The sequence below is a fragment of the Sodalis sp. (in: enterobacteria) genome, assembly GCF_047607725.1.
Taxonomy (GTDB): domain Bacteria; phylum Pseudomonadota; class Gammaproteobacteria; order Enterobacterales; family Enterobacteriaceae; genus JBLKSS01.
In genome coordinates this window covers 2,844-5,917 of sequence record NZ_JBLKSS010000326.1, presented here as the reverse complement: position 1 = coordinate 5,917, position 3,074 = coordinate 2,844, and the positions used below count along the sequence as shown (strand labels likewise).

The following is a 3,074-nucleotide window of genomic DNA, read 5'->3' as shown; positions in this document are numbered from 1 at the left end:
GCGGCAGGGGCGCGACGGCCGTCCCAGACAACGCGGCGTGACCCCGAACCGGCGAGGGGGACGGGATGTCAGATAAACGGCGAAGCGCGACGCTGGCGCGGCGGTGGGTCGGGACGCGAGAGGGATGGCGAAGCGTGATGCTGGCGCGGCGGCGGGACGGGATGCGAGACCGGCGACGACGCAGGGTGCCAGATCCACAGCGGGGCGCTGGTCTGGTGGAGGCGCTGCTGGAGACGATGTTGCTCGCGATCACCGCGCTGGGGTTGCTGGAGTATAGTCAGCGGCTGGCGGTCTTCCAGCGGCGGTTACAGGATGTCTCGCTGGCGCTGAGTTTAAACCACCAGCGCCTGGAGCTGCTGCGTCAGCCGGCGGCCCCTGACGCGCTATCTCAGCCGCCCGGCTGGCGGATTAACGTGATTGAAGAATCCTGCGACGAGGATTGCCGGCGCGTTACCGCCATGGTCACCTTGCCGAGCGGCGAGCGCATCAGCCTCAACGAATGGGTTTGCCAGAATCCGGCCGGCATAACAGGTACGTGATTGCTTGTGTTCCGGGCAAATCGCGTTAGAGTGGGCGCAGGCATTGTAATAAGCCCTTGGGCAGAAGGTGCGCATGGCGAGGAGTTTATGTTTACCGTTTATCATTCCAACCAGCTGGATCTGCTTAAGACCCTTACCGCCGCGCTGATCGCAGGCAGGCCACTGCGCGATCCGTTCCAGCCGGAAGTGATTCTGGTGCAAAGCAACGGGATGGCGCAGTGGATGCAGATGGAATTGGCGGCACACTTCGGTATTGCGGCCAACATTGAATTTCCGCTGCCGGCCAGCTTTATCTGGCAGATGTTCACCCGCGTACTGCCCGATATTCCTGACGAAAGCGCATTTGCCAAACCGGCGATGACTTGGCGGCTGATGGCGCTGCTGCCTCGTCTGTGCCAGCAGCCGGATTTTGCGGCGATAAGCGAATATCTGCGCGATGACGATGATAAGCGTAAAGTTTTCCAGTTCGCCGCCCGGGTGGCGGATCTCTTCGACCAGTATCTGGTATATCGTCCCGACTGGCTGGAAAGCTGGCAGCGTGGTGAAGTGATTGACGGTATAGGCGAGGCCCAGCGCTGGCAGGCCCCATTGTGGCGAGCGTTAATGGCGGAGACGGAACGGGCGGGGCAGCCGCTGTGGCACCGCGCCAATCTCTATCAGCGTTTTATCCAGACCTTGACGCAAAGCCAGACGCGGCCGCCTGGATTGCCCGATAGAGTGTTTATCTGCGGCATCTCAGCGCTGCCTCCTACCTACCTGCAGGCGCTTCAGGCGTTGGGGCGCCATATCGACATCCATCTGCTGTTCACCAATCCCTGCCGCTATTACTGGGGGGATATCCGCGCTCGCGCTTTCCTCGCGCTGCTGCTGCACCGCCGTCGCCGGCACTATCAGCAGCAGACGGAGCAGGCGCTGTTCCGGCGCCCTCAACAGGCCGCCGCGCTGTTCGACGCGCTGGGAGAACAGCAAATAGGCAACCCGCTGCTGGCCTCCTGGGGCAAACAGGGGCGCGATAATCTTTACCTGCTGGCGCAGATGGACGGTGTTGCCGAGGTGGATGCATTTGTTGAGCCAGCGGGTGATAACCTGCTAAGCCTGCTGCAGCGCGATATCCTGGCCCTTGAGGATCACGCAGTGATTGGCATGGAGGGCGAAACGCTCACTCAGGGCGGCGGCAAGCGGCCGCTGCGGCTGGATGACCGCTCGCTGAGCCTGCATGTCTGCCATAGTCCGCTGCGGGAAGTGGAAGTGCTGCACGACAGCCTGCTGGCGATGATAGCGGAAGACCCGACGCTGCGCCCGCGCGACGTGATTGTCATGGTGGCCGATATCGACCGTTATACTCCGGCAATCCAGGCGGTATTCGGCAATGCCGGCGGCGAGCGCTATTTGCCTTTTTCCATTTCCGACAGACGGGTGCGGCATCTCCATCCTGTTCTGCCGGCGTTTCTTAGCCTGCTGGAATTACCGCGCAGCCGCTTTGTCGCCGAGCAGGTGCTAGCGTTGCTGGAGGTGCCGGCGCTGGCAGCCCGCTTCGCCATTGATGAGCAGGGGCTTCAACTGCTGCGCCTGTGGGTGGCGGAGTCCGGCATTCGCTGGGGCCTGGACGATGATACGCTGCGCGAACTGATGCTGCCCGCCCCCGGCCAGCATACTTGGCAATTTGGCTTGACCCGCATGCTGCTGGGCTATGCCATGGACAGCGAGAGCGGCGACTGGCAGGGTATTCTACCCTACGACGAATCCAGCGGCTTGATAGCCGGCCTGGTCGGCCAACTGGCTGAGCTGTTAATGCGGCTGCGCCAGTGGCGCGACCGGCTTACCCAGCCCCGCTCCCTGGACGCCTGGCTTGGCTGCGCCCGCGAAATGATCGAGGATTTATTTGCGCCCGACGCCGAGGCGGAAGCGGCGCTGGCGCTGCTGGAAAATCAATGGCAGCAGGTGCTGCAATGCGGTTTGCAGGTGGGATATGACCAGCCGGTGCCGGTGACGCTGCTGCAAGACGAGCTGGCCGCGCGGCTGGATCAGGAGCGGGTCAGCCAGCGCTTTCTGGCCGGCACCATCAACTTCTGTACGCTGATGCCGATGCGCTCAATTCCGTTCCGGGTGGTCTGCCTGCTGGGCATGAACGACGGCGTTTATCCGCGCACGCTGCCGCCGGCGGGGTTCGACCTGATGGCGCAGCAGCCACAGCGCGGCGATCGCAGCCGGCGCGACGATGACCGCTATCTGTTCCTGGAGGCGCTGTTATCCGCGCAGCAGCGGCTGTATATTAGTTTTATCGGCCGTGCCATTCAGGATAATACCCCGCGTTATCCGTCGGTGCTGGTAAGCGAGCTGAGCGATTATATTGCGCAAAGCTTTTATCTGCCCGGCGACGAGCACGCCGATGCCGAGAGTAGCGCTGACCGGGTGCGCGCGCATCTGTGGCAGTGGCATAGCCGTATGCCTTTCGCGCCGGAGAATTTTTTGCCCGGCAGCGAGACCCAAAGCTTCGCCGACGAGTGGCTGCCGGCCGCCGGCGCCGAGGGCGAG

Annotated in this window: 2 protein-coding genes; both read left to right on the top strand. The window is 62.9% G+C overall.

The window, feature by feature from the left end; genetic code table 11:
* Nucleotides 1-65 precede the first annotated feature (65 nt).
* On the top strand, nt 66-539 hold the full coding sequence (locus ACMX3H_RS19500; protein WP_415210343.1) for a prepilin-type N-terminal cleavage/methylation domain-containing protein: 474 nt from the start codon (nt 66-68) through the stop codon (nt 537-539).
* 87 nt (nt 540-626) lie between these two features.
* Nucleotides 627-3,074 (top strand): exodeoxyribonuclease V subunit gamma (recC, locus tag ACMX3H_RS19495; RefSeq protein WP_415211915.1); only part of this gene is annotated, 2,448 nt, incomplete at its 3' end.

Coding starts and splice junctions, on each gene's coding strand:
- ACMX3H_RS19500 (WP_415210343.1), top strand. CDS start 66: ATGTCAGATAAACGGCGAAGCGCGACGCTGGCGCGGCGGTGGGTCGGG.